Annotated in this window: 20 protein-coding genes; 9 read left to right on the top strand and 11 right to left on the bottom strand. The window is 39.8% G+C overall.

What is annotated here, in order from left to right:
• Nucleotides 1–9 precede the first annotated feature (9 nt).
• Together LY28_RS08955 and LY28_RS08960 are read right to left on the bottom strand one after the other, a co-directional pair.
• Nucleotides 10–675 carry a YveK family protein gene (locus LY28_RS08955; RefSeq protein WP_110461845.1) on the bottom strand — a complete coding sequence of 222 codons (666 nt, stop codon included), beginning with the start codon at nt 673–675 and terminating at the stop codon, nt 10–12.
• A gap of 251 nt (nt 676–926) precedes the next feature.
• Complete coding sequence (locus LY28_RS08960) at nt 927–1259, bottom strand: hypothetical protein (protein ID WP_110461846.1); 333 nt, start codon at nt 1257–1259, stop codon at nt 927–929.
• A gap of 205 nt (nt 1260–1464) precedes the next feature.
• On the opposite strand from LY28_RS08960, the gene LY28_RS08965 reads away from it, so the two are divergent.
• From LY28_RS08965 to rfbC, 9 genes are all read left to right on the top strand, one after another.
• Nucleotides 1465–3306: a nucleoside-diphosphate sugar epimerase/dehydratase gene (locus LY28_RS08965; RefSeq protein WP_242981196.1), complete on the top strand. Its 1842-nt coding sequence runs from the start codon at nt 1465–1467 to the stop codon at nt 3304–3306.
• A gap of 132 nt (nt 3307–3438) precedes the next feature.
• Complete coding sequence (locus LY28_RS08970; protein WP_479692079.1) at nt 3439–4740, top strand: DegT/DnrJ/EryC1/StrS family aminotransferase; 1302 nt, start codon at nt 3439–3441, stop codon at nt 4738–4740.
• A complete protein-coding gene (locus tag LY28_RS08975; RefSeq protein ID WP_479692080.1) occupies nt 4733–5488 on the top strand; it encodes a sugar transferase in 756 nt (251 codons plus the stop codon). Before LY28_RS08970 ends, LY28_RS08975 begins: the two co-directional genes overlap by 8 nt.
• A 58-nt stretch (nt 5489–5546) precedes the next feature.
• A complete protein-coding gene (locus LY28_RS08980; RefSeq protein WP_110461847.1) occupies nt 5547–6581 on the top strand; it encodes a glycosyltransferase family 2 protein in 1035 nt (344 codons plus the stop codon).
• Between the two features lie 57 nt (nt 6582–6638).
• Nucleotides 6639–7958: a nucleotide sugar dehydrogenase gene (locus tag LY28_RS08985; protein WP_110461848.1), complete on the top strand. Its 1320-nt coding sequence runs from the start codon at nt 6639–6641 to the stop codon at nt 7956–7958.
• An 89-nt stretch (nt 7959–8047) separates the two neighbouring features.
• On the top strand, nt 8048–8824 hold the full coding sequence (gene rfbF / locus LY28_RS08990; protein WP_110461849.1) for a glucose-1-phosphate cytidylyltransferase: 777 nt from the start codon (nt 8048–8050) through the stop codon (nt 8822–8824).
• Nucleotides 8806–9870, top strand: coding sequence for a CDP-glucose 4,6-dehydratase (rfbG, locus tag LY28_RS08995; RefSeq protein WP_207658074.1), 1065 nt, complete (start codon nt 8806–8808; stop codon nt 9868–9870). Before rfbF ends, rfbG begins: the two co-directional genes overlap by 19 nt.
• A gap of 157 nt (nt 9871–10027) precedes the next feature.
• Complete coding sequence (locus LY28_RS09000; protein ID WP_110461850.1) at nt 10028–10960, top strand: NAD-dependent epimerase/dehydratase family protein; 933 nt, start codon at nt 10028–10030, stop codon at nt 10958–10960.
• 148 nt (nt 10961–11108) lie between these two features.
• On the top strand, nt 11109–11684 hold the full coding sequence (gene rfbC / locus LY28_RS09005; RefSeq protein WP_110461851.1) for a dTDP-4-dehydrorhamnose 3,5-epimerase: 576 nt from the start codon (nt 11109–11111) through the stop codon (nt 11682–11684).
• A gap of 84 nt (nt 11685–11768) precedes the next feature.
• On the opposite strand, the gene LY28_RS09010 is transcribed toward rfbC, so the two are convergent.
• The 9 genes from LY28_RS09010 to LY28_RS09050 form a co-directional block, all read right to left on the bottom strand.
• On the bottom strand, nt 11769–12353 hold the full coding sequence (locus tag LY28_RS09010) for a GNAT family N-acetyltransferase (RefSeq protein ID WP_110461852.1): 585 nt from the start codon (nt 12351–12353) through the stop codon (nt 11769–11771).
• A 65-nt stretch (nt 12354–12418) separates the two neighbouring features.
• On the bottom strand, nt 12419–12946 hold the full coding sequence (locus tag LY28_RS09015; protein WP_110461853.1) for a VanZ family protein: 528 nt from the start codon (nt 12944–12946) through the stop codon (nt 12419–12421).
• On the bottom strand, nt 12922–14148 hold the full coding sequence (locus tag LY28_RS09020) for a Coenzyme F420 hydrogenase/dehydrogenase, beta subunit C-terminal domain (protein WP_110461854.1): 1227 nt from the start codon (nt 14146–14148) through the stop codon (nt 12922–12924). Before LY28_RS09020 ends, LY28_RS09015 begins: the two co-directional genes overlap by 25 nt.
• Complete coding sequence (locus tag LY28_RS09025; protein WP_165835538.1) at nt 14141–15682, bottom strand: oligosaccharide flippase family protein; 1542 nt, start codon at nt 15680–15682, stop codon at nt 14141–14143. The genes LY28_RS09020 and LY28_RS09025 overlap by 8 nt, the downstream gene beginning before the upstream one ends.
• On the bottom strand, nt 15675–16790 hold the full coding sequence (locus LY28_RS09030; protein ID WP_110461856.1) for a polysaccharide pyruvyl transferase family protein: 1116 nt from the start codon (nt 16788–16790) through the stop codon (nt 15675–15677). The genes LY28_RS09025 and LY28_RS09030 overlap by 8 nt, the downstream gene beginning before the upstream one ends.
• Before the next feature lie 23 nt (nt 16791–16813).
• Nucleotides 16814–17989, bottom strand: a complete 1176-nt coding sequence (locus LY28_RS09035) for an O-antigen ligase family protein (protein WP_165835539.1) — start codon at nt 17987–17989, stop codon at nt 16814–16816.
• A gap of 121 nt (nt 17990–18110) precedes the next feature.
• Nucleotides 18111–19097: a glycosyltransferase family 2 protein gene (locus LY28_RS09040; RefSeq protein WP_110461858.1), complete on the bottom strand. Its 987-nt coding sequence runs from the start codon at nt 19095–19097 to the stop codon at nt 18111–18113.
• 106 nt (nt 19098–19203) lie between these two features.
• Entirely contained in the window at nt 19204–20415 is a 1212-nt protein-coding gene (locus LY28_RS09045; protein WP_110461859.1) for a Coenzyme F420 hydrogenase/dehydrogenase, beta subunit C-terminal domain, read from the bottom strand.
• Nucleotides 20400–21563, bottom strand: coding sequence for a polysaccharide pyruvyl transferase family protein (locus LY28_RS09050; RefSeq protein WP_110461860.1), 1164 nt, complete (start codon nt 21561–21563; stop codon nt 20400–20402). The genes LY28_RS09045 and LY28_RS09050 overlap by 16 nt, the downstream gene beginning before the upstream one ends.
• Between the last annotated feature and the right edge of the window lie 82 nt (nt 21564–21645).

Raw genomic sequence — 21645 nt, forward strand, 5'->3', positions numbered from 1 at the left:
AAGCACCTCCTACTTAATCTTAAATGAAGGTATAGTCCCAAGGACATTAAGTCCAAGATATGTTTCTATATCTTCGGATGTCTGAATAGTCTCGTTTGTTATTTCTAAGAAATATATGATACATATGGTCGCAGAAAGGCTTAATATAAAAGCTATTGTGATATACAGCAATGGCTTCGGATATACGGGACTGTCATTTCTTTCGGCTGTATCCACGACACTTATGTTATTTACGTTAATAAGCTCCAGAGATTTATTTATGAACACTTCACATATTTTATCAGTAAGATTTTTGGCTCTTTCAGGGTCTTTATCCTTTACGGTTACCAATAAAACCTTTGTATCATTTTTTGAGGTCACAGTAATATTATCTGATAATTCAGCAGGAGTAATATCTGTTATATGCAGCTCTTCAATAGCTGCTTTTGTTATAAGCCTGCTTTTTATAAGCTCCCTGTAGTCCTTGACCAAGTGTTCATTTGCCAATATTTCCTCATAGGATAAAACAGAGGCGGAGGATTTCTGGCTGACTATATAAAGAGTGGAAGAGGATTGATATAAAGGAGTTAAATAATATAGACTTGCAACAGCGGCTGCAAATGCTGCCAATACCGGTATAACAACAATAAATACGAGTCTTTTGCGGATTATATAGAAAAATTGATTCAGTTCCAAAGCTTAACACCTTCCTCTTAGCGATATTCATTCATCATTGTATTCATATATTGTTAAAAAGGTTACATTTTTTTAATAAATAAAAAAGTAGTCAGAGCCGCAATAGAAGCAGTCGGGGATTATGGCTCTGACTAAAGTCAACTACTATGTTCCTGATATAAATATCCTAGCAAGGCTCAAACCGTAATTGACTTTAGTCAATTACGGCTTTTTAGCCGGCAAAAATTGATTCGCTGTATTGCTTAGAAATTTTATTCGCAGGTTTCAGAACGGCGGGATTTGCTTCTTGATAATACTCTGGCTGCGATACCGAAAACTGAGGCAAGGATAATGCCGGCCAGTATGCTAAGAAAAGCGTATTTTGATGTAAAAACTGCAAGATTAAAGTTGGCTGCAAGCTTGGCAAGACTGGTTACATTTTTTAGTAAGTACATCCCGATTGTGTCGGCAATAAAAACAAGCAAAGAGAAGGCCATACCTATGCTTATTGCATTTCCTTGCTTGCGGCGGGATATAAGGCTGAATACCCGTTCGGCTATGAAGCCAGAGCCTAATACTATTAAAAGAAAAATAGCTACAAACATTTTTATTCTCCCTTACACTTTTAGTTTTATAGAATGGTTTTCCGTTAGTATTATATTCCTAAATATAAATTTTGTTACAATAAGCTCCGGCAAAGAGATGAAAATTAGTTTTAACATTTTCCCCTCTTATTTCATAATATGATTTGTGCTTTTTGTAAAATGAAGGCAATTGAACGATAAACATGAAGAGTTGGGGGTAATTAGGGTGAAAACTACTAACAAAAACATTGTGTATTTATTGCTGGATGCACTAATTGTCAATCTGGCATTAGGCATAAGCATGATTGTAAAATTTGATGCGGCTATACCTTTTGCTTATCTGGAAAAGCTGCCGTTTACTATTATTTTAACGACAGCAGTCAGCATAGGCATATATTTTGCATTCGGGCTGTATTCCATGCTGTGGGTGTATGCAAGTATAGAAGAGCTTATCAAGATAACTCTTGCGACTGCGGCGGGTATCCTTATGCAAATAATAATTGCCGCTTATTTCAGTATGGCCATGCCTATTTCAGTATATGCCGTCAGCTGGATGCTTACGCTGATTCTGGTTGGAGGAATAAGAGTGAGCAGCCGCGTTATTAAAAGGATTTCCGTATCAAACAGTAAGTATCCGTCAAAAAAACGGGTAATGATCGTGGGTGCAGGAGAAGCTGCTTCTATTATCATAAAAGAAATAAAAAATAATAAACGAAGTATTTACGAGCCTGTGATTGCCATTGATGACGATCCGTCAAAGCATAAATCACATATAAACGGAGTTCCTATAGCAGGCGGGAAAGAAAGAATAGTAAGGGCAGCGGCTGAAATGGCTGTTGATGAAATCATAATAGCCATGCCCTCCATCGGTAAAAAGAAATCTGCGGATTTTATAAATATCTGCAAAAAGACGGGATGTAAGCTGAAGGTATTGCCAAGTGTATACGGTCTGGTAAACGGGGAGGTAAGTATAAAGAAAATAAGGGATGTCACCTTTGAGGATTTGCTTCCGAGAGATGAAATAGATTTATCTATAGATGAAATTGCAGATTACCTTAAGGACAAGACCATACTTGTTACGGGAGGAGGAGGCTCCATAGGCTCGGAGCTGTGCAGGCAGATAGCGGAATATAAACCAGGAAGACTTCTGATATTTGATATATATGAAAATAATGCATATGATCTCCAGAATGAACTGCTGCAAAGATATAAAGACAGCCTTGATATTAAGGTTGTCATTGGTTCGATAAGGGACAGGGGCCGGCTGTCTTATATTTTTTCAGAATACAAGCCTCAGATTGTTTTTCATGCAGCTGCGCACAAGCATGTGCCGCTTATGGAGGAAAGTCCTCAGGAGGCTGTAAAAAACAATATATTCGGGACACTCAATTTAGCTGAATGTGCCAACCTGTATGGGGTGCTGAAATTTGTGCAGATATCCACTGACAAGGCAGTAAACCCTACAAGCGTTATGGGAGCCACAAAAAGGGCGGCTGAATTGATAATCCAGTATATGAACAGTGTAAGCAAAACTCAGTACTGCGCCGTAAGGTTTGGAAATGTCCTTGGCAGCAATGGCAGTGTAATTCCGCTTTTCAAGAAGCAAATCGAGTATGGAGGCCCTGTATCAATAACTCATCCTGATGTTACCAGATATTTTATGACTATACCCGAGGCTGCCAGTCTTGTAATTCAATCCGGTGCCATGATGAAGGAGGGCGGAGAAATCTTTGTCCTCGATATGGGGGAACAGGTCAAAATAATAGATCTTGCAAAGACATTGATTACTTTATCGGGACTTAAGCCGGATATTGATATAGAAATAGAATATACAGGCTTGAGGCCGGGTGAAAAGCTCTATGAGGAGCTGCTGATATCAAAGGACGGGGTTGATATAACAAAAAATAATAAGATATTTATTGAAAAGGCAAGAGAAACTGATCTGGAAAGCTATATAAAAGTAATAAAAGCATACAGGTTTAACGGTCTTGAGGATTATAACGAGGTAATTGAATTTATTAAAAGGCTTATGCCTTCTTTTCAGGTAACAAAGTCCCTGCAAGCTTAGCTTGTAGGGAGCAGTAATTGAATTCAGGCAATTGGTAACAAATTGTATGCGGGTTTCATATGATAATTTTATGCTTAATGATTATTTACACGGAATTAATAAAATGAGACGGTGAAAGGAAGGATTGTAAGCTTGAAAGAATCAATATGCAATCATAAACAGGAAGAGAGCCTCCTAAAGGAGGAGGCTCTAAATGAGCCGATTAAGGAGCCCTTATGCCGAAAAAACGGTGCAGAGAATATGGCAGTAAGGTTTTCTCCGCCCGACATTTCAGAGGCTGAAATCAACGAGGTAGTTGACACATTAAATTCAGGCTGGATTACAACCGGACCTAAAACAAAGCTGTTTGAAAGCGGAATTGCCGGATACGCAGGTACTTCAAAGGCTGTTTGCCTGAATTCAGCCACAGCAGCTATGGAGATGACTCTCAGGCTGCTTGGAGTAGGGGAGGGGAGCGAAGTAATCACCTCGGCGTATACATTTTCTGCTTCTGCGAGTGTAATTGACCACGTGGGAGCTGATATTGCACTTGTAGACACCGCAAGGGCTTCTTTTCAAATGGATTATGATAAATTGGAAAAAGCTATCACGGAAAAAACAAAGGTGATTATACCTGTGGATATAGCAGGTGTGATGTGTGATTATGACAGGATATTTGACATAGTTAACAGAAAAAGGAGCTTGTTCTGCCCATCCAATGAAATTCAGAAGGCATTCGGAAGAATTATTGTTTTAGCTGATGCGGCTCATTCCTTCGGTGCCCGGTACAAGGGAAAAAACAGCGGAGAGGCCGCGGATTTTACATGCTTCTCCTTTCATGCGGTAAAAAATCTGACAACTGCGGAAGGCGGAGCAGTAACATGGAAGGATAATGAGGCGCTTGATAATGAGGAGCTTTACAAGGAATTTATGCTTCTCTCTCTCCATGGACAATCAAAGGATGCCCTTGCCAAAACGAAACCGGGCTCATGGGAATATGACATAATTTATCCTGCATACAAGGCAAATATGACAGATATATCAGCAGCCATAGGGCTTGCACAATTAAAAAGATATCCCGGCATTCTGGAAAGAAGAAAAGAAATAATCAATATGTATGACAACGGCTTGAAAAACAGTATTGCTGAAAGCCTGAGGCATTATGGAGAGGATTTTTCCTCAAGCGGACATTTGTACCTTGTAAGACTTATTGGCAGGGATGAAGATTTCAGAAACAGTGCCATAGACAAAATGGCACAGAGAGGTATCTCTGTTAATGTTCATTATAAGCCGCTGCCAATGCATACCGCATACAAAAATCTTGGCTTTGACATACAGGATTATCCGAATTCCTTTGATATGTACAAAAATGAGATTACTTTGCCGCTACATACACTGCTTACCGACACTCAGGTAAAATACGTCATTGATACATTCAGAGAAATAATTGGCTGAGGACAGAGATATGAGACTTATTTCATGGGAGAACCTCCCGCAGGAAATGAAGAATGAAAGGGTTTTGGAGTATTACCGACTGCTTGATAAAAGGCGGGGAAGTCTGTTTTTGAAAAGGCTGTTTGACATATCAGCCGCTATTTTTACTCTGATTATTTTATTCCCTTTATTATTACTAATAAGCATAGCAGTAAAAATGGATTCAAAAGGCCCTGCAATATTCAGGCAGAAGAGGATTACACAATATGGAAGGCAATTTAAAATACTGAAATTCAGAACAATGGTGATAAATGCCGATAAGGCCGGTACTCAGGTTACAGTTAATAAGGACTCAAGAGTCACTAAAACCGGCAGAATTTTAAGAAGGCTGAGACTTGATGAAATTCCGCAGCTTCTGAATATTATTGCCGGAGATATGACCTTCGTGGGAACAAGGCCTGAGGTGCCCGGATATGTTGAGAAGTATTCGGATGAAATGCTGGCAACATTATTAATGCCCGCCGGAGTTACGTCGGAGGCCAGTATCGAATATAAAGATGAAGAAGTGCTTATTTCGGATGCTCAGGATGCTGACAGAACCTATACAGATGTGGTGCTCAAGGAAAAAATGAGGTACAACTTGAAAGGATTGGCTGAGTTCAGCTTTTTCAACGATATAAAAATAATGTTCAGAACAGTATTTGCTGTCATGGGTAGGAATAAAAATAAAGTAAAGTGCTGTTCGAGAAAAAATATCGGGACGATGTAACCGTTTTTTCAGCCGATAATAATTGACTTTTAAATTATAATTATTCAGGAGTCTGGCTATGAGTGAATTACCGTTTATTACTGCCATGATAGTGGTGAGAAATGAAGAAAAATATATTGAAGCTTGCTTCCGCTCTCTTCTGGAGCAAAGCTATCCTGAAGACAGGTATGAGGTTCTGATTATTGACGGGCTGTCAACGGATAATACCTTGAAAGCTGCAAGAGAAGCAGAGGAAAAGTATTCCGGCAGAAAAAATAATCCGGGAGAAGCAGAAGCCAAGGTTCAGGTCAGATACTTTGATAATCCAAAAAAAATATTGGCTTCAGGGTGGAATATCGGAATAAAAGAGGCTATGGGGGATTACGTCATAAGAATTGATGCACATGCCTTTGCGGATAGGGATTTGATTTTAAAAAGTGCTGAAACCATGCTTGATATAGGAGATGCCGTTTGTGTGGGAGGTTCAATGAAAACGAAAGGCCTGACAAATAAGGGCAAATTGATTGCAAATGTTTTATCTTCACCCTTTGGAGTCGGGAATTCCAAATTCAGATATTCTCAAGAGCCTCAGTATGTTGATACGGTGGCTTTTGGACTGTATAAAAAGGAAGTGTTTGCAGAAGCCGGCTATTTTGATGAAACAATGGACAGGGGAGAGGATAATGATATGCACGGCAGAATAAAAAAAACGGGAGGCAAATTTTATCTGAATCCCGAGATAAAATCAACCTATCATCCCAGAGAAACCATAAAAAGCATGATGAAGCAGGGGTACGGCAATGGAGAGTGGAATATAATCACATTTCAGAAAGAGCCCGGGTCACTTTCTGCCAGACATCTGATTCCTTTGCTTTTTGTTATGGGCATACTGGGGTGTGCGGTTCTGGGGTTATTGAATCCTGTCTTTTGGTTTATTCTTCTATCGGTCATAATGCTTCATATGATTTTAGGAATTGCTTTTGCAAGGAAGAAAACAGATAAAATACGTAATATGCTGCGTATGTGGGTTTTATTCCTGCTGCTTCATCTGGCATACGGGACCGGGTCGTTTGCAAGCATGCTTAAAATTAAGTTCAAAAGCCTTTTATGCTGATAAGAATTTATGAGCTTTCCAAAAGCTGTAAGCTGTTTGTGGTAAAGGAGGCTTAAAATGGATTTATATGAAAAAATATTAAGCCGTAAAGCGAAGATTGCGGTAATTGGTCTTGGATATGTCGGAATGCCGATATCGGTAGCCTTTGCAAGTAAAGCTGATGTTATTGGCTTCGATATAAATGAAGATAAGGTGGAGCTATATAAAAAAGGTATAGACCCGACCAATGAGGTTGGCAATGAAGTGATTAAAAAGACAACCGCAGAATTTACTTCAGACCAGAAAAAGCTTAGAGAAGCCAGCTTTCATATTGTTGCGGTACCGACACCTGTGAACGCTGATCACACACCGGATCTCAGACCGGTTGATTCGGCAAGCCAGATTTTGGGGAGAAATCTTGCGGAGGGTTCGGTTGTAGTATACGAATCAACAGTATATCCGGGGGTTACAGAAGAAATATGCATACCTATACTTGAAAAGGAATCGGGAATGAAGTGCGGAAGGGATTTCAAGGTGGGATACTCGCCTGAAAGAATAAATCCCGGAGATAAGGTGCACAGACTCGAAAATATTATAAAGATTGTATCTGGAATGGATGAAGAGTCTCTTGACATTATAGCAAGGGTATACTCGTTAATTGTATCTGCCGGAGTACACAAGGCTGAATCTATAAAGATTGCCGAAGCAGCCAAGGTTATTGAAAACTCACAGAGGGATATAAATATTGCATTTATGAATGAGCTTTCGATTATTTTCAACAGGATGAATATAGATACCAGTGCGGTTCTGAAAGCGGCGGGGACAAAGTGGAACTTTCTCAAGTTTACTCCCGGCCTCGTGGGAGGACATTGTATAGGGGTAGATCCCTATTATCTGACCTATAGGGCAGAACAATTGGGATATCACTCTCAAATTATTTTGTCGGGGAGAAGAATTAATGATGATATGGGAGAATATGTGGTTGAAAATTTAATTAAAAGGCTTATTAAAGCGGACGTTCCGGTGAAAAATGCCAGAATAGCCATATTAGGCTTTACCTTCAAGGAAAATTGCCCTGATACACGAAATACAAGGGTTATTGATATAATTAATGCTCTTAGGGAATACGAGCTTATACCGGCAATCGCAGATCCTCTGGCAAATAATGCGGAAGCCAGGCGGGAATATGGAATTGAGCTGAAAAAGCCGGAAGAAATCATGGATGTGGATGCAGTTATAATTGCCGTCAATCACGATGAATATCTAAAGCTTGGAAAAGATGATTTAGACAAATTGTTTAAAAAGGTGCCGAATAATAATAAAGTACTTATCGATATAAAGGGTATCCTCAATAGAACTGAATATGAGCAGCTGGGCTACACATACTGGCGGCTATAGTCTGAAAGGTTAAAAAATCAGATATGGATATTTAATTATTTCACATAAAGCAGTGCTCAAAATGGAAGGCTGCTTGGAAAGGATTGTTGATGAAAGCAGTTATATTAGCCGGCGGCTATGGAACAAGAATCAGTGAGGAAAGCAAGCTGAAACCCAAACCGATGATAGAAATAGGAGGAAAGCCTATTCTCTGGCATATCTTAAAATATTATTCCTTCTTCGGATTAAATGATTTTATAATATGCTGCGGCTATAAACAGCATATTATAAAAGATTTTTTCGCTGATTATTACAGAAATATGTCTGATATTACCTTTGATCTCACCGCAAAAAATAAAATGACAGTTCACAACAATTATACGGAGCCCTGGAGGGTGACGCTGGTTGATACCGGCTTGGAAACAATGACAGGAGGCCGTATAAAGAGGGTTAAGGATTATATCGGTGATGAAACCTTCATGCTTACATACGGTGATGGTATTTCCGACGTGAATATTACACAGCTGTCAGGGTTTCACAAGTCACACGGGAAAATAGCTACCATAACTGCTGTAAAGCCGGATGGCCGTTTTGGAATGCTGGATATTGACGACAAGGATGAAATTATAAGCTTCAAGGAAAAAACCAAGGAGGAGGCAGGATGGATTAACGGCGGGTTTATGGTACTGGAACCCAAAGTATTTGATTATATAGACGGAGATAAAACAGTATTGGAAAAGGAACCGCTGGAAAGGATTGCAGCCGAGGGACAGCTGAAAGCCTTTCGGCATTACGGCTTCTGGCAGTGTATGGATACCGTAAGAGACAGGGAGCTGCTGGAAAAAATCTGGGCTGGTGGTGATGCCTTATGGAAAGTGTGGGAATAACAAATTTAAGCTTTTTCAAGAATAAAAAAGTATTTATTACAGGCCATACCGGCTTTAAAGGAACCTGGCTGTGCAAGCTGCTTATTAATGCCGGTGCGCAAATTACGGGATATTCTCTGGAGCCGCCTGAAAATCCAAGTTTTTTTTCAATGTTGAGAAAACAAAATCATATGAACTCGGTAATAGGCGATGTAAGAAATTCTGCAATGATTAAAAAAATATTTAATGAAGCGGAGCCCGAGATTGCAATTCATCTGGCTGCTCAGCCTATAGTGAGAGCCTCTTATGAAAATCCTCAGCTAACCTATGAAACTAATGTAATGGGAACAGTAAATTTTCTTGAATGCATACGTGAAAGCCAAAGTGTGAAATCTGTTTTAAATGTGACTACAGATAAGGTCTATCAAAATAAGGAATGGGAATGGGGATACAGGGAAAACGAACGCCTGAACGGCTATGACCCCTATTCCAACAGCAAGTCCTGCTCGGAGCTGGTAACACAAAGCTATAAGAATGCATTTTTTCAGGAGGACAGAGTAAGGCTGTCAACTGCAAGAGCAGGGAATGTTATAGGAGGCGGTGATTTTTCAAATGACAGAATTATTCCTGACTGTGTAAGGGCGGCAATTGAAAAAACAAATATCATAGTCAGAAATTATAGCTCAGTAAGGCCCTATCAGCATGTTTTAGAGCCTCTTAATGCATACCTGCTGATTGTCCAAAAGCAATACCTGAATAAAAAATATGCCGGCTGCTATAATGTTGGACCGGATGAATGCGATTGTGTCACAACAGAGCAATTAGTCAAGCTTTTCTGTGAAAAGTGGGGAGAGAATTTAACGTGGACAAATCAGCATGATGGGGGGCCGCATGAGGCGAGCTTCCTAAAGCTGGATTGCTCGAAAATAAAAAAAGCACTGGGCTGGAAGCCTGTATGGAATATAGAAAAGGCTGTTGAAAAAACGGTTGAGTGGACGAAGGCTTATTTGGGAGGCAGCGATACGGCACTAGTTATGGATGAGCAGATAAAGGAGTTTTTTAGATAGCCGGCTAAAGTCAATTACGGTTCAAGCCTTTGCGACGATATATTTTCAGGCGAATTAGGCTTTTAAGCTGACTTCGCTTTGATTTCAGGGGACTTCAGCCGATAGTAATTGACTTCAATTTTGTAAAGTTTAGTAATCAATTATAAAGGGTGATTTGATGAAAAAGGTTATAGTTACCGGTGCTAACGGATTTGTGGGTACTGCTCTTTTAAATGAAATTACAAAAGAAGGCGTGGAGGTAATCGCAGTAATACGTAACGGGGAGGAAAACGTTGCACAGATTGAAAACCTGCCCGGCGTAAGGCTTGTATATTGTGAGCTGAGTGAAATAACAAGGCTTCCTCAAATTGTGGAGGACCGGGATATAGAAGCCTGCATACATCTTGCATGGGAAGGCTCCTCAGGTGATGTACGGGCAGACTATAAGGTTCAGCTGAGGAATGTAAGGTATTCCTTGGACTTGATAAATGCAATTGCCGGAATGAAGGTTAAAAGATTTACAGGAGCCGGGACACTGGCTGAAAAGGATGTTTTAAATTATCATCCCACAGCCGGGGCGGTTCCGAATGCTGTGAGCATATACGGTATAGCCAAAATGACTATGCATTTCATGACAAAGGCAGAGTGTACAAGACTGGGGGTAGAACATATCTGGTGCTATCTCTCCAATACATACGGTATCGGAAACAGAACGGAAAATTTTGTGAATTTTGCAAGCAGGCTTATGCTTACGGGCAAAAGAGCCGCCTTCACATCCTGTGAGCAGATGTACGATCTTGTTTATATCACTGACACTGTACGTGCTATATATTGCGCTGCAAGCAGAGGCAAAAAAAATACGGCCTATTATCTGGGCAGCACAAAGCCGGAAAGGCTTAAGGAGTTTGTAAAAATAATAAGGGATACCGTAGACCCGGATATCAAGCTGTACTTTGGAGAATTACCGTTTAACGGTATATCCCTCAAGGAAGAGGATTTCGATTGCGGCAAGCTGGTTGAGGATACAGGATACAAACCGCAGGTGTCTTTTGAAGACGGTATCTGCATGACGGTTGAATGGCTGAAGCAGGAGCTTTCTGACCAAGCTTGAAAAATGCGAAGTTTACGTTTTATATATTCATCGTCCTCTTTGCATTTCAAAAAGCTGCGGGCAGCTTTTTATGGATTTGGACTGTAAAAAGCCGAAAATGGCTTTTTACATATAAATTTTGTGCCGAAAACTCGGCGTGGAGGTTAATATGCTTCAAAAATTTGAATTCAGGCAGACAAAATTAAAAGGCGCATATAATATTAAGCCCTTTTTTGCGGAGGATGAAAGAGGGGCACTTATAAAGGATTACAATTGTGATGTATTCAAGGACAACGGCATTGAGCATGAATTGAGGGAGGTATTTTATACAGTTTCAAAAAAGGGTGTTATCAGGGCGATTCATTTCCAAAAAATCAAGCAGCAGGCAAAGCTGGTTCGCTGTATCAGCGGACATATATACGATGTGATTGTGGACTTGAGAAAAGGCTCTGCAACATTAGGACAGTGGCAGGGCTTTCATTTGACGGGCGAAAACAGAGAGTCCTTGTTTATACCGGAGTATTTCGGGCATGGCTATCTGGTATTGGAGGATTCTGTTGTCAGCTACAAATGCGGAGAGGTATTTTGCGGGGAATACGATACAGGCATTATGTGGAATGATTCCGACATAGGCATTGAATGGCCCCTGAGCTCGGTGGGAGGTATAGGAAGCCTGATTATATCGGATAAGGATATGAGACTGCAGAGCTTTAAGGAGTATTTGCGGGAGCAGGGCTGCTTGTAAGCAATATATGCCATGAATTGCAAAGCTTCTGACAAAGGCTTATGCCTTGCCGGAAGCTTATTTTGTGCGGCAGAATGAAAAAAATCAATTTGTTCCGGCTATTTTGGAGAAATATGTTGTCCCGCTGTCGTCATGAGTTTTTTTGAAGCCGTTTTTTGTGTAAAAGTTTATAGCCCGGGTGTTTTTAGAGTATACACTTAATCCGTATTCCGTCCTGCAAATATGCCCTTCAAATCCGGACAGCAGCTCTGAGGCCAGACCTGAGCCTTTTGCATCCTCGGAAACTGCGATTGACAACAAGTAGTTCTGTGCAAGCGCCGTATCATCTGCCGGTGTCTGGGGCTTTAATTCACGAAGCATTTTTAGACGTTTGAGGGCCATGATATAAACTGACGGAGTCAGAAGGGTTTCGGCAATATATCTTGCCTTGTTGCAGGAAAGAAAGGTATGTCTGGCATTAATCAAATCCGAGCGAATGCCTCCGAGAATAAAACCGTTTATCATTCCGTCAGATTCATTGACAAGAAATATACATGAATCCAAGAAGGGCTCGTAAAATTTCTGAATTACCTTTTCTGAATACCGTCCCAGAAAGTGGTCCTTGAATTGTTCCTTGTGAAGTCTTGCTATTCTGACTAAATCGGAAGTGAGAGCTTTTCTGATACTCATGATGAACACCTCTGTTTCTATTTTATATGAACGAAGAAAACAGCAAGCATATAAAAGTGTAAAAGCTAGTTTTTGACTGTTATAGGAGCTTTTCTTCTTTTTTTGAAGGCATGTATCAGCAGAACCAGTAAAATGGCGGACAAGATACCGGCAGCATCCATACCCAAGTCCAGCAGCTGGAAGGTTCTTCCCGGGACCAGCAGCTGGTGAAGCTCGTCGGTAAAGGCATATACCTCACAGAAGGTAAAGGTTATAACACCAGATAGCAAATACTCCTTGAAGATACCCAGCATTGTTATCTGAGCAAATATTGCCATTATGAAGTAAACTGCCGAATGCATAAACTCACGGGCGACAGAGTTTATTTTTTCTACTATTGCGGTTTTCTGGCTTTCAGTCATTTCATCCGCGCCCAGCCTGGAAGTTGAATCTACGATTTTGGATACTATAAGCTTGCTGTTGTTGTTTGACTCCGTTGCAGGCTGCGCCGAAAGCATGAAAATCGCAAGCATGCACAGTATTGTTGCTGTGAACGGCAGTATAATATATTTGTTTGCTTTTAAAACCGTTATATTTTTTTTATTCCTCTGCATATTGTTTTAATATTCCTTAATAAATTTAATATCTTTTTTATTCCTTTTTTTATACGGTACTTTATTTCAGCCCTCAAATTGTAATCTGCGTACTTTTTCAGGCAGAAAACCAGACCTTTATTTACATAGCTTTTAAAAAAATCAGGCCGGTTTTTCGGCATGACAGCAGGATGCTTCAGCATTGGCTGTTTTGAATCATTTATAGCCGCATTATCAAATACAAAGGCAGCCTTTATTTTGTCAAACAGCTCTTGCCCCTTTTGTGTATTTGTTATAACAAGGGAGGTTCCCTTGTTATCGTCAAAATGGGGCTTGGATTTTTCAATTCCCCAAAAATCAGCCATTGTTATGTCGGAAATACGTTCATGCCTTGCAAATCTGCATTGATAGCAAGAGGGCCTGAGAATATAATTTTTAAAAAATAAGGTGTAAAAAGGATCTCTTTCCCATGTATAGGTATATTTATTTGAATTCATGCTTATAGTTATATTTTCAGTATGCCATCCATTTACCTTATCTCTGAAGGTAACACTCTTTATTTTATCATGATATTTGTTTTCAATAAACCTCAGATAATCATGGTATATAACCGGACTGGGTGTTCCATGACATATCAGGTCTGCGGTAATCAGGCTTTCGTACTTTTTGCCCAAATAGTTTAATAATCCTGCAATTTGGCAAGGAGTACCCGTAAAAAGAACAAGCCTTTTTTCTTCAAGAAGAGATTTTATCCTTTCATAAATATTATCAAGTCTGCTTGCCACATATTTTGAACCCTGAAGCAGAGGAATTTCTTCAATTGAACTTATAATAATGTGATGCACCATGCTTTTGTCATCATATGCGGCACCGGCAACAAAGCCGTTTTCAAGGATAATATATTTGGCAAGAGCCGGGAAAAAGCCTCCGGAGGAGCTGAGCCGCCGAAGCTTTTCATCATTATTTTTTACTGCGTAGCAGTTGCTGTTATTATTTTGAGTCTCAGAAGCTCCGGCCTCACGAAATCGAAGTCCTGAGGAACTGAGACAGCACTTCTTTATACATATGCTGCAATTTATGCATTTATCATTATTAACCCTTGGATATAAAAATCCTTCAGAATCCTCGGCCATTGTTATGGCTGAGACGGGACAAGCCAGCGAGCAGGCTGAGCAGCCGCAGCAATCACTTTTGCTGTAAGTCTCCAAATAGCTTTTATACATTTATTTTCCCTCCGAAATATTTATGCTTCAAGCAGCTTAAAAGATACTTTTCTTCTTTATTCAGACCGAAAAAGTAAATAGTAATTAAAAATACGCAAATAATCAGAAAACCTTTTAAAACAAGTACCGACAGGCTATATCTGTCTAAAGCAATATTCAGCAGTACTCCAAAGAGCAGGGAAACGGAGGCAGCTATCCATATACCGCTGAAAACACCTTTATATAATTGTATCAAATCTATATTGAATTTCCTTTTTATATAAAAGCTTACACCGGCAGAATTGCATAAAATCAGAGCTATACCTGTTGCGGCTGCGGTTCCCAGTACTCCAAACAGCTTTATAAATATAATACTCAGAAAAACAATAATTACCCCTGTACCGGCAAGAATACTTGTAAGTATCCTATGCTCATTATATGCACGGGCGATGTCAATTGCAGGAGACAGGGCTCTTGGTACTATAGAGGCTATTGATAATATCACAACTATATAATATGCAGCTTCAAAATTATGTCCCGACCACATGAAGACAAATTGCTTTCCGCAGCATATAAAGCCTACAACCATTAGAAGGTAAAATGCCGTGATAATTCGTGAGGGCCTGATGATGAAACAGGTAACCTTATGTCCGTCGGAGGTGCCGGCAGCAAATTGTGAGGCTTTAGGAAGCACCACCGTTGAGATTGCCGCGGTAAAGCTGTAGAAAACATTGTAAATTGTTATGGCAATAGAGTAAATTGCAGTTGTTGAGGTGTCAGTCATTATTCCCAGAAGCAATTGACCGGATTTGAAATATAGCTCTGCCATAGCCATCTGACAAAATACAAAGAATGCAAAAGCGCTGGCCTGAAGCATTATTTTCTTTTCAAACAATGTAAGCTGTAAACGGAAGCTGCACTTTTTAAAAACATAGAGCGCGGTAAAAATATAATAAAAAATATTAATTACCGCGTTAAGCTTTGTAAGGCTTACGCTGTCAGCACCTCTTGCTATAAGCAGCAAGCTGAGAAATAATGTTGACAGCCCTTTTACAATCAAGGCAGATTTCTGAAAAATATACTTCTGGAAGCCGGTCAGAATTCCTATAAACATTTGCCCGAATATCGATAATACTATGCTGAATATAAGCACGAAAATCATTTCTTTGGCCTTTATAAGCTCTTCGGCAGAAAGAGAATCCGAGAATATTGCATCAACATTATTATAAATAATAATCCCGATTATCATTGTAGCCATTGCCAAGGCTATGTATATAACAAAGACAGTGGACAGGAATCTGTTAATTTCCAGCTGGTTTTTTTCATAATTATAGCGGGAAATATAGCGCGTTGTAGTCACACTGAAGCCTAAGTCCAATATACACAGATTACTGACCAGAGATCCTATTAATTGATATAATCCGTATTCGCTTTGCCCGAAATGCTTTAACAAAGCAGGAACCAAGACTAAGCCTGCAAGCAGGTTAATAGCTGTTGCAATTAACGATAATATTACTCCTATATATGTTTCGTCTGATATTAGCTTTTTACTCATTTTTCCTTTTCCTTCTGCCTGCCGCATCAATAACACTTTTCAAATAGGCCTTGGATTTTTCTATGCCTTGGGACAGATACCCTTTTACTGCTTGATAGTCTATGGCCTCTATAGCTTCAAGCTTTTCATTATTATGCAGCATTCTGTCCTGTAAATTTACCGCATAAAGCAGTGATTCTATTCTTGAAACCCGAGATACAGGCGGGACAGAATAAAACTCCTTTTCAAATAATATGGAAAAGGCTGTGCCATGAAATGAATTTGTTACCACATATTCTGCATTTCTCAAATAGCTGAGAAATTCAGCGGGAGAGGCAGTGTTCACAAAATAGTCGGTATGAAATTTATTGAACCAGCCGCTGAAGGAAATTGTTTTTAAATGGTTTCTTTCCGCTAATATTTTTGCAAGGCTGTAACATTGTTCGTTACTATCAAAGCAATATATAAAAACATAATCATCAATTGCAGGCTTTGTCATCAAGTCCTCGTAGGCTTCCGGACCAAGCAGGAATACGGGGTCAAGGACGGTGAGCACAGCCTTTAAGCCTGCATTTTCAAGTGCGGCTTTTGCGGCTTCCTCTCTTACAGAAATAAAATCAAAGCTGTCAAGATATTTTTTCAGCCTTTCTGCATATGCCGGTGATATGGTATCTTTTCCTATACTTGCGGCATATGATGCCTTCAAGGATTCATTTTTTACAAAGGTCAGAAAATAACCTTCGCATAGCCCTAGAATATCATCATTCCATACCTGATCACTTCCGGTGATATAGATATCCGCATATGGGGCGGATTTCTCAAGAGAATTGACATCCCGGTATTTTTTTTCTGTACGGTTTAAATATTTCTCTGAAAATAATCTGAAATTCTTCTTCCTTTTTATGGACAGAAGTGCTTTTATATTTCCGTATATAAATTTTTTGAATTTAGCCGGAAGCCTTGCATCTTTCAGCAGAAAGGTATAATCCCCGAAGCCGTATAGTCCGGGCCGATAATCCAAAATTTTTGCATCAATGCCTGATTGGCTTAAATATCTTTGAAGTGCAAATGCCTGCAAGACAGCACCATAATTGTCTAAATAGTGATATGTCAATATCAGTGCTTTCATATAAATTACCTCTCTTAATATTTTTATTCGCAAACTGTATGCTTTGAACCTTCGGAAACATTATCCTGAACGGTGAGGCAAATTTTAACCAATGCCAGAATTAAAGCAAGACCTATATATGATTCTATGGTGTAGTATCCGACTTCATTAATGAAGGTCAGGCACATATAGGTTACTAGCCATATAATTATATTGCGGGAGGTATCCTTTTCCTTGATTGATAATGCTTTTGATACTGTATTCCAGAACAGTGATAAATATGAAATCAGTCCGAACATTCCGTATTGAACGAACCAAAACAATGGCGAACTGTGGGGAGAGCAGTATTTCGGAGGAATTGCATATTTGAGATAGGAGCCGATGGGAGCGCCGATAAGGGCATACTCATTTATATTATAGAGGTAATTTTTCCAGATTACATATCTGGGCTCTTCTTCAATGGTCATAATATCGTTAAGGCTGCCGAATCTTGCTATAAAGTTATCAATAATCGAGGCGCCTGACAGCAGGTACATAAGTGACAGGCATATAACTACTGCGGCAATGATTTTCAATGGCCGGGCAGATTTGGTATTGAACAGCACGTAAAACAGAAGCCCAATGGAAATGGCTATTAAAGCGGATCTTGATATTCCGAATAATCCCGATAATATAACTGTAACGGCACTTGCTAAAAACAATATTCTGTTTGGCTGGCTTTTATCGAAATACATTAGAAGCCAAAGCCATCCGAAGGCTAAAAATGCTCTGACTCCTAGATTCCAGAAGCCGCCTCCGAAATTTACATCATCAATGGAAACCTGTCTGAAGCCAATCAGGTCAGGACGGCGTACAATCATGAGAATAATTGGAAGCAATATTGCAATTGAGGATACCTTTAAGCATTGATTCAATTTATTTTTGCTGTCAACCTCGTATACAATCCACATCATAAGGGAGCCTATGCTAAGCCATCGAGAAAGATTTATAAAATAAAAGCCTTCGGGGAAGCCGGGATAGGGGAGAAAGAAGGAAGGGCTTAAAAAGCCCGGCCCTCCATATTCGGCTGCCAGCAGGACATGCTTGAGAATGATGACAAGCAGCAGTAAATATAATGGAATAAGCAATACTCTTGCTTTTTTGGCACAGCTTGTTTTATAAAACCATATAGGCAGGGTAAAAGCTAATCCCAAGGTTGTAATATTATATATAATGCTCATCAGACCTGCGCTCCAGCTGAAAAACAGTGTATAGGTATTGGTTGCGGATTTACAGGTGATTAATAAAAATATGGTGGTATATAACAAAATTCCGGATACATTTTTTGAGGTTTTTTCGAATTTATACATTTGTTTTATTCACCCATTTCATAAAAATTTTTATACACTCAAAGAAAAGAGCCGGACTTATAATATATAAAAGGGAAGTTATTTTAATTTTGAAGTCAGGATACAGTAATAGTCTCGCCATATGCTTTCGAGCTTCCTTTTTCGGCATGCAGGCTTCAAACAAGTCTTTTCTGTCAGCCTTTGAAAAGATTTTCAGTATCGACCATAGTATTCTGCTGCGGCCGAATTTTTGAAAAACGGGATGGAAGCTGCTGTTATTTTCTTTCAAATAATTGTCAATTGAATCCATAGTGCTCAGAAATTCAATTTTATTAATTGATATATTATTTCCCACGGAGCAGGGGTTGTCACAATAGCCGTACAGCTGCATGTCGAGAGCTATGCCGGAGCTGCAATGGCAGAGATATTTCCATGTGAATTCCCTGTCTTCCCCGATTCTTCCGGGAGTAAACCGTATATTAAACTTATCCAGAATATCCTTTTTATAAATATATGACCACATTCCGTTTGGAATATATTGAAAAAGAAGATATTCCTGCAGCTTGTAGCTGTCTAAAGGTATAGCTTTTCCGATGGTATCGGATTTTTTGTCAGGCAGGCGGCCCACATCTCTGGTAAAGCTGCAAAAAACCGTATCGGCTTCTGTGCTTTCAATTAATTCCAAAAAATATTTGACCATGGCAGGATGGTATATGTCGTCGGCATCCAGAAACATCAGGTATTCTCCGCCTGAAGCGGCTATTCCGTTGTTGCGGGCAACACTCACGCCTTTATCCTCATGGCTTATAAGGGTATAATTCAAGCCGCTGTCTTTCATATACTCCTCTGTCACAAGTAAAGTATTGTCTGTTGAGCCGTCATTTACAATAATAACCTCAAAGTCCTTGCATAATTGGGCCTTGAGAGAGGAAAGAGCTGATATTATTGTATTCTCAGCATTATAGCAGGGAATAATAATGCTGACTTTGTTTTTTCTCATTTACAAGCCTCCTGTGAATGGACAATATTGCATATATAAAATAAATTACCTGCCATTATATGAAGGGTATCGAAAAAATGTGAACAAAAAATATTATTAAAGTAAATTAATTTATTTTTCCTCTCGAAAAACTTATTTTGAATAGCAGCTTTTTTAGCATCAATCTAAAGGGCTGAGGAATGATTGTTTTTATTACTGCTTTAAGCTTATTGGAGGGCTTGAGATATTTTCTCGCATACAGGCCGAAATCTAGGGCATCAATTTCCTTATAAATTGCAGTCCTTGATGAAGGCATTTTGGAAGGCCCTGTAAGATTTACATTATTGTATACCGCATACTCAAGCTTTGAGGGAATACAGTCAGCCTTATCCTTGAGGGCTTCAAACATTTTCTGCCCCTTCAAGGAGTTGACCAGCAGCAAGGATACCCCTTTTTTTGAATAAAATCCGGGATGAAAAAATTCAATTCCCCAGTAATCGGCAATTGTAAGATCTCCCTCCCGGGCGGTTTTGGCATATTTGCAGGAATAGCAGGAATACCTGTAGGTCTTTGCTTCTAAGAAAGCACTGTAATATGGATCAAATTCCGCATTCAGATGCCTTGCCTTTGCGGCTGTCTCCACCTTGCAGCAAAACCCCCATCCACGCTTTTCTTTATTTCTGAAATCAAAGGCTATTATCTGGCCTCCCAGCTTTACCTTCAGCCAGTCCAGGTACTTTGAAAACAGCTTTTGACTGGGTACTCCGTGACATATCAGGTCGGCGGTAAGCAAATTTTCATAATCCCTGCCTAAAAAAGCCTTCAGCCCTGCAATCTGACATGGAGTGCCGGTATAGAAAACCCTTTGTCCCTGCTTTAAATAATTGAGGGCTTGTATATATGTATTATTCAGATCACTGGCAACATATTTTGAGCCTCGTAAGGATGCCAGGGCTTCCTTTTTGTCAGCACAAATATGCCTTGCGGTTAAATTATTGTCAAAAGCGCAGCCAAAAACAACCCCCCCGTTTTCAATAACAGTTTCTGCAATTGCTGAAAACATTCCGCCGGAGGAGCTTCTCAGCAGAATTTCACTATTTTTTAATTTAGCTGCAAATACCTTTGGAGTATCTGAATGCCCGGAAAATACGACATCCTTCAGCTGAGGGCAATGTCTGACGCATAGCCCGCATCCTGTACAAAGGCTTTCGTTTACATGGGGATATATAAAGCCTTCCTCATCTTCGAGCATTGAAACAGAGCGGTTTGGACAGATTTGCTCACAGGCTCTGCAGCCGAAGCAGCTTTTCTTTTTATCTGTTTTTATGAAGTCGGGCATGTTATATAATCCTTTCCGTCCTGCTGAGCTTCCAAGGCTTTAGTCAGGAACTCAAAGGACAATTTCCGCTCTCTTTGAACAGCAGCATTTGCTTCACTGAAATCAATATTTTCATTTTCCGGTACCTTCCCTTTTTGAAGTACCCGGTTTTTGAGGCCTGTCAGCTCTACGAGGCTTGCAAGTCTCGTACTGAATCTGCCGGGGTAATACACATAAAAATCCGTATTAAAATTAATTGAAAAGGCTGTTGCGTGAAGTGAGTCGGAAAACACGCATTGAGCATTTTTAATCAGAGACAGCCAGTCGCAGACCTTAGGGCAGAACAAAAGCCTGCCCGGCTTCACGAATTCATGCAGATTGTATGAGACGGAATAAAGCGGCAGCCTCAGCTTTTTTGCATAGGCATAGGCTATATCATATAACTCCGGTTCTCTGCCTAGATTATATAAAAGTATGTATTTCTTGTCCCTGTACCTGTCAGAGGCAAGCTTACTCCATTGGCTTTTATCAGGAAGAAGGGTGGGGTCTAAAACAAGCTCCCCGGGCAGCTCCATTTTATTTAATATATCGATACCCGAGGCTTCTCTTACGGATATGTATTTATATTTGCTTAAAAGCAATTTTATCTCATTGAACTCATTGTCATCCAGCTGTGCTTTGCCAAAGCTTGCCGCATAGGAGATACGAGGGGTAATCGGGCTTCCGAAATCCAGATAAAAGGCGCGGTCAACCTGCTCGCTCCATTCGGAGTTCCACACCTGATCACTGCCGGTGCAATAAACATCTGCCGCAGGAGGAGAGCTTTGTATGCTTCCGAGGTCATTGTACCTGACTGACGAGATTTTGAAATGCTTTTTCATGAAGGTTCTGAATATATAGAATCTTTTTATATATGAAGGGAAAATAATACATTGTGCAATAAAGCATAAAACAGGGTTATTCTCGAAAATTTCCTTTTTATTTTTCAGTCTTTTAAGCATCCCGGAAAAATGCATTCTCTCAGGATAATAGTCCAGTATTTCTACACTGTGGCCTAGCCTCTCCATAACGGACTGGGTGGCATATGCCTGCAGTGCTGAACCGTAGTTGCATACTCTGTGCATTGTTACCAGTTCAATTTTCAAGGATACGTCCTCTTTCTTATACATTTTTACCTCTTACTATTATAGAAGCAAACAGTTATAATGTTACTGATTTTTTATATTTCATGAGGCTTCAGCCTAAAAAAGT

The sequence above is a fragment of the Ruminiclostridium sufflavum DSM 19573 genome (genome assembly GCF_003208175.1).
In the GTDB taxonomy this organism is placed as follows: Bacteria; Bacillota; Clostridia; order Acetivibrionales; family DSM-1351; genus Ruminiclostridium; species Ruminiclostridium sufflavum.